Origin of the sequence: Paraburkholderia sediminicola (assembly GCF_046027825.1) — a bacterium.
In the GTDB taxonomy this organism is placed as follows: Bacteria; Pseudomonadota; Gammaproteobacteria; order Burkholderiales; family Burkholderiaceae; genus Paraburkholderia; species Paraburkholderia sediminicola_D.
On the sequence record NZ_JAQQDU010000095.1, the window covers coordinates 25,012 to 31,595 of the forward strand.

At 62.0% G+C, this 6,584-nt stretch carries 5 protein-coding genes; all 5 read left to right on the forward strand.

What is annotated here, in order from left to right; all coding sequences use genetic code 11:
• Positions 1 to 23: 23 nt before the first annotated feature.
• Positions 24 to 944, forward strand: a complete 921-nt coding sequence (locus PQQ96_RS34195) for a dihydrodipicolinate synthase family protein (RefSeq protein WP_408300713.1) — start codon at positions 24 to 26, stop codon at positions 942 to 944.
• Between the two features lie 141 nt (positions 945 to 1,085).
• Positions 1,086 to 2,711, forward strand: a complete 1,626-nt coding sequence (locus PQQ96_RS34200; protein ID WP_408300715.1) for an APC family permease — start codon at positions 1,086 to 1,088, stop codon at positions 2,709 to 2,711.
• Positions 2,712 to 2,787: 76 nt separating this feature from the next.
• The gene (locus PQQ96_RS34205) at positions 2,788 to 4,377 is read left to right on the forward strand and encodes an aldehyde dehydrogenase (NADP(+)) (RefSeq protein ID WP_408300716.1); all 1,590 of its coding nucleotides are present in this window, start codon (positions 2,788 to 2,790) and stop codon (positions 4,375 to 4,377) included.
• Positions 4,374 to 5,396 carry an Ldh family oxidoreductase gene (locus PQQ96_RS34210; RefSeq protein WP_408300718.1) on the forward strand — a complete coding sequence of 341 codons (1,023 nt, stop codon included), beginning with the start codon at positions 4,374 to 4,376 and terminating at the stop codon, positions 5,394 to 5,396. The genes PQQ96_RS34205 and PQQ96_RS34210 overlap by 4 nt, the downstream gene beginning before the upstream one ends.
• Before the next feature lie 111 nt (positions 5,397 to 5,507).
• Positions 5,508 to 6,188, forward strand: coding sequence for an alpha/beta hydrolase (locus PQQ96_RS34215; RefSeq protein WP_408300720.1), 681 nt, complete (start codon positions 5,508 to 5,510; stop codon positions 6,186 to 6,188).
• The last annotated feature ends 396 nt before the right edge of the window (positions 6,189 to 6,584 follow it).

Sequence of the window (6,584 nt, forward strand, 5' to 3'; positions counted from 1 at the left end):
CCTTAACGAAGGAGATTTGCACAGTGAGCCGCAACGCTATCCAATGGAGCGGGGTATTTCCCGCCGTCAGCACCCAGTTCAAGGCGGATTTTTCGCTCGACATCGAAGCAACGCATCGCGTGGTGAGCAATCTGGTCAGGGACGGCGTGTCGGGCCTCGTGGTCTGCGGCACGGTCGGTGAAAATACCTCGCTGAGCACCGCTGAAAAGATGGCGGTGATCGAAGCCGCACGCGACGCGGCCGGCGGCAAGGTGCCCGTCATTGCCGGCGTCGCCGAGTTCACCACGGAATTCGCGCGCCAGACTGTGCGCGAAGCCGCACGCGTGGGTGTCGACGGTGTGATGATCATGCCAGCGCTCGTCTATTCCGCCAAACCGCATGAGACCGCGGCCCATTTCCGGGCGGTCGCCACCGGTACCGATCTGCCGGTCATGATTTACAACAACCCCCCGATCTACAAGAACGACGTTACGCCGGACGTGCTGATCGCCCTGCAGGACTGCGAGAACATCGTCTGCTTCAAGGATTCGTCCGGCGACACGCGGCGCTTTATCGATCTGCGCAACGCGGTAGGCGATCGGTTCGTGCTGTTCGCGGGTCTCGACGACGTGGTCGTTGAAAGCATTGCGGTGGGTGCTGAAGGCTGGGTGTCGGGCATGTCCAATGCCTTCCCGAAGGAAGGGGAAACGCTGTTCCGGCTGGCGAAGCAGAAACGCTTTGACGAAGCGCTGGCGCTGTATCGCTGGTTCATGCCGCTGTTGCACCTCGATGCGCGCCCTGATCTCGTGCAGTGCATCAAGCTGTGCGAGGAATTGCTGGGTCGCGGCAGCGCGGTCACACGGCCGCCGCGCCTCGCGCTGCAAGGCGAGACGCTGGCCGAGGTCAAGGGCATCGTCGAAAAGGCGCTCGCCACTCGACCGGTGTTGCCGGACGTCGGCCTGTAAGCATCTCGCCACTGAGTTTTCCTCGTGTGACTGGCAGAACGAGGCAAGCTTGGCACTGCCAGGTATGAGGACATCCGCTTTCTTTCAGATACGTCAGACGGCCAACCCTCTGCCTGCTACGTATTCAAAGGAGACAAGCCTATGTCAAGCCAAGGCAAATTGCAGGGTTCGTTCAAGCCATCAGATCTCGCATCCAGCGAGGCAGGCGAGGGCCGCTTCAAGAAACAACTGTCGCTGACGGATCTTACTTTCATCGGCCTCGGGGCAATTTTCGGCTCGGGCTGGTTGTTCGCCGCGAGTCATGTATCGACGATCGCGGGGCCCGCCGGGATCATCTCCTGGCTGATCGGCGGCGTTGCTGTTCTATTGCTCGGTATTGTGTACTGCGAGTTAGGCGCGGCATTGCCGCGTGCCGGCGGCGTGGTGCGTTATCCGGTGTTTTCCCACGGCCCGCTGCTGGGCTATCTGATGGGCTTCGTCACGCTGATCGCGTTTTCGAGTCTCATTGCGATCGAGGTCGTGGCCGCACGCCAATATGCGGCCGCGTGGTTTCCAGGACTCACTCAAAGCGGGTCGGGCAATCCCACCGCAGTGGGATGGTTGTTGCAGGCCGCATTGCTGTGCCTGTTTTTCTATCTGAACTACTCGAGTGTCAAGACTTTCGCGCGGGCGAACAACATCATCAGCATATTCAAGTTCGTCGTGCCGCTCTCGGTGATCGTCGTGCTGTTCGTCTTCTTCAAGCCGCAGAACCTGACCCTGCATGGCTTTGCACCGTTCGGTATGCCGGGCATCGAGATGGCCGTGTCGGCGGGCGGGGTCATTTTCGCGTATCTCGGCCTGACGCCGATCATCTCGGTGGCAAGCGAGGTCCGCAATCCGCAGCGCACGATTCCCATCGCGCTGATTCTGTCCATCCTGTTGTCGACGTTGATTTACGTGCTGCTGCAACTGGCGTTTATCGGCAGCATTCCGACCGCGATGCTGGCCGACGGCTGGCACGACGTGAGCAAGGCGTTCTCGTTGCCGTATCGCGATATCGCGCTCACGCTAGGGGTAGGCTGGCTCGCATATATGGTGGTGGCCGATGCGATGATCTCGCCCAGTGGTTGCGGCAACATCTACATGAACGCGACCCCGCGCGTGATCTACGGATGGGCCCGCACGGGCACCTTCTTCAAGGTGTTCACGCGCGTTGATGAGGCGTCCGGCATCCCGCGCGCCGGGCTTTGGCTGACGCTCGCGCTGGCCGTGTTCTGGACCCTGCCGTTCCCTTCATGGGAGGCGCTGATCAACGTCGTGTCCGCCGCGCTTGTGCTTAGCTACGCGGTTGCGCCGGTTTCCGTCGCCGCACTGCGCCGTAGTGCGCCGGACATGCCACGGCCATTCCGTGTCAGCGGCTTTTCGATCATCGGTCCGCTGTCGTTCGTGGTGGCGGCGCTGATCGTCTACTGGTCAGGCTGGGGCACGGTCTCCTGGCTGCTCGGTTTGCAGATCGTGATGTTCGTCATCTACCTTGCGTGCGGGCGCCTCGTGCCGACCCAGCATCTGAGCCTTGGCCAGCAGGTGAAATCGTCGCTGTGGCTGATTGCGTTCTATGCGCTGATGATCGTGGCGTCGTACTTCGGTGGGTTCGGTGGCAACGGCGCGCTCGCGCATCCTTACGACACCGTTGTGGTCTCGCTGTTCAGCCTCGTCATCTACTACTGGGGCGCGCGAACAGGGGTGCCGTCCGGTCTTCTGCAACTCGGTTCGGATGACGAGTAAGCATGACCATATGAGTCGATTTTAACTTCGGACAGCCGGGCCTTGACGGCCCGGTTTTCAATTTGCAGAGGGAAGTATGTCTATTACAGGTCAACTCCTGATTGGCGGAGCAGGCGTTCGCGGGCAGGGCGGCGAATTTCGGGCAATCGATGCACAAAGCGGCGAGCCGTTCGGCATCGCATTTGGCGGCGCCACGCGTGAGGACCTCGATGCTGCGTGCTCGCTGGCTGACGACGCGTTCGACCGTTATCGCGAAACGACGCTCGACGCGCGCGCGGCCTTCCTCGAGACAATCGGCCGCAACATCATGGCGCTCGGCGATGAACTGATCAGCCGCTGCATGGCCGAAACCGGCCTTCCGCGTGCGCGACTCGAAGGCGAGCGGGCGCGCACGGTCGGTCAACTGGCACTGTTCGCGTCGGTCGTGCGCAGCGGCGATTTCCTCGATGCACGTATCGACCCCGCAATGCCCGGGCGCACGCCGCTGCCGCGGGTCGATCTGCGGATGCGCAATATCGCAATCGGGCCAGTGGCCGTGTTCGGCGCGTCGAACTTTCCGCTGGCGTTTTCGGTGGCCGGCGGCGATACGGCCGCGGCGTTTGCGGCCGGATGTCCGGTGATCGTGAAGGCGCATTCCGCGCATCCGGGAACCTCGGAACTGGTCGGCCTCGCGATTGCACAAGCCGTGCGCGAATGCGGCCTGCCGCAAGGGGTATTTTCGTTGCTGTTCGACTCGGGACGCTCGATCGGGCAGGCGCTCGTCGCCGACCGTCGCGTGAAGGCAGTCGGCTTTACCGGTTCCCGTGCGGGCGGCATGGCCTTGCTGAAGATCGCACAAGATCGACCCGAACCCGTGCCCGTTTATGCAGAGATGAGCTCGATCAATCCGGTGATCCTGCTCGCTGGCGCACTCACTGAACGGGCCGACGCGATTGCGCAACAGTTCGTTACGTCGTTGACCTTGGGCGCGGGCCAGTTCTGCACCAATCCCGGACTCGTTCTCGCGGTGGAGGGCGACTCGCTGCGCGCGTTCGAGCGTGCGGCGGCTGCGGCGCTCGCGAGCGTGCCGGCGGCAACGATGCTGACGCCCGGCATTCATGCGGCGTATCGCGCGGGCGTCGAACGGCTGCGTGGGCACGCGGATGTTGAAGTATTGGCCGAAGGCGCGGCGGGCGGACGCTATGACGCGCCGGGGGCGTTGTTCGCCACATCCGCTGACGCGTTCGCGGCACAGCCCGCGTTGCGTGAGGAGATCTTCGGCCCTGCATCGCTGGTCGTGCGTTGTGCGGATGTGGGCGCGTTGCTTCGGCTGATCAAATCACTCGAAGGTCAACTGACCATCGCCGTGCATCTGAACGACGCCGACCACGACGCATTGCGCGCCTTGCTGCCGACGCTCGAAAACAAGGCTGGACGAATCCTGGTTAACGGCTTTGGAACGGGTGTCGAGGTCGGTCATGCGATGATCCACGGTGGTCCATTTCCGGCAACCTCGGACACGCGCACGACGTCGGTGGGCAGTCGGGCGATCGAACGCTTTCTGCGGCCCGTGTCGTATCAGGACCTGCCCGGCACGTTGCTGCCGGCGGCGCTTCGCAGCGACAATCCGTTGGGCGTTGCGCAACGGATCGACGGTATGCTTGTCCGCGCGGAGGCAGCAGCATGAGCACCGAATCAACGGATGTCGTGCTGACGCTCGACGAGGTTTACCAACTCTCATACCGTGTGTTGACGCGACACGGTATGTCGGACGCGCACGCGAACGCCATCTCCCATGTGATCACTCAATGCCAGCGCGACGAATGCCATTCGCATGGGGTGTACCGGCTGCTGGTTTGCGCGAGGTCGTTGCGCGTCGGGAAAGTCAATCCGCGTGCCGAGCCGACGCTGCGCGACGTATCCGCCGGCATCGTGGCAGTCGACGCCCACAATGGTTTCTCGTTGCTCGCATTCGAGACCGGTTTGCCGGTTTTCCTCGACAAGGCGCGGCAGCAGGGGATCGCGGCCATGGCGATCAATCACTGCTATCACTTTTCAGCGCTCTGGCCTGAAGTGGAGGCGATCGCCGCGCAAGGGCTGGTGGGTCTCGCCATGAATCCCAGTCATAGCTGGGTCGCGCCCGCGGGCGGCAAGGAACCTGTGTTTGGCACCAATCCGCTGGCGTTCGCGTGGCCAAGACCGGGCGGAGAGCCATTCGTATTCGACTTCGCAACCAGTGCAATCGCGCGTGGAGATATCGAACTGCACGCGCGGCAGGATAAAGCCATTCCCTCGCACTGGGCGATCGACAGCGCCGGCCGTCCGACTACCGATGCAAAGGCAGCGCTGCAAGGCGCCATGCAGACGTTCGGCGGTCACAAGGGCTCGGCCTTGGCGGCGATGATCGAACTGCTGGCGGGCGCGTTGATCGGAGACCTGACCAGCATGGAGTCCCAGGCCTATGACGAGGGCGTGGGGGCGACGCCTTATCACGGCGAATTGCTGATCGCACTGGACCCGAAGGTGTTTCTCGGTGACGACTACGAAGCGGGACTTGCGCGGGCCGAGACGCTGTTGGGCGCGGTGGTGGCGCAGGGCGCGCGGCTGCCGTCGCAGCGGCGCTTCGATGCACGGGCGCGCAGCTTGCGAGACGGTGTGCGGATTTCCCGGGCGCTGTACGATGACGTGCTGGCGTTGCTTGAGTAGGAAGGCGGGAGGCAGGTGCTGACAGCTTTCCCGATGCATTGCCTGGCGGTATCCTGCTTGTACTCATCCCGATCCTCTGAACGTGTCCTGAAGGCGAGTTAGCCGCAATATATGAACGAGCAACCATCCCCGATTGAAATTGAAAGTGGGCCGAATCCCAGGTTCGCCGTGATTCTGATGCACGGTCTCGGTGCCGACGCCACCGACTTCTTATCGCTCGTACCCGAGCTGCGTCTCACCGACGCGCCCCCAGTGCGCTTCGTGTTTCCCAATGCGCCGGAGATTGCCGTCACCGCGAACAATGGTTACGTGATGCGCGCCTGGTATGACATCCGGTCGTTTCAGAGCATCAATCAGCAAGTCGACGAAGCGGGTATTGAATTGTCTTGCGCAACCGTGCGGCAATTGATCGAAGAGCAAAACCGGCGCGGCATTCCGACTTCGAACATCTTTCTCGCGGGTTTTTCGCAAGGCGCCGCGATGACCTATTCGGCAGGGCTGACGCATCCTGAGGCACTCGCCGGCTTGATCGTGATGTCAGGTTATGTGCCGTCGCCGGACTTTATTGATCGCCGCTTGAGTGCCGCGAACCGTAGCACGCCGATCTTTGCCGCGCACGGCATATACGACGATGTGTTACCCATCGAGTTAGGGGAGGCCGCGCGCGACTTCGCGATCGCACGAGGTTGCAAGGTCGACTGGAGCGCGTATCCGATGCCGCATTCAGTGTGCGAAGAGGAGATATCGGCACTGCGCGCGTGGCTCGGCGCGCTTCTCACGGCATTTTCCTGAAGCGTCCTGAGTTTAGTCCTGAGGTGCGCCGCAGAGTTAAATTCCTGCAGCGCACACTGGCAGATGGCGGTGAAAGGGTGTGCGTAGGATTTCGAGCGACGCGTTTGCGGCCTTTGCCGTCATTCACAGCATCTTTCCGAAGGCCCGGCGTTGCGCTTAGACCGGAGTTCGCGGACGAGTGACTTTAGAAAAACTTAACGATGAGACAGGAAGACCCCCCTGTTCGCCATTTTTTTAAGTTTCTAAGCTAGGAGTGTGCGCGGCAGAAATCTGATGTCATCCGGCCGGGCGGGGTAAACGTTGTTAGAAGATGCCAACAAGCTGTCTCCCATACGAGCCGCAGCAGCAGATGTTGCTGCCCTACGCGCTGCAAGACTGGCTGCCTGAAGGGCACCT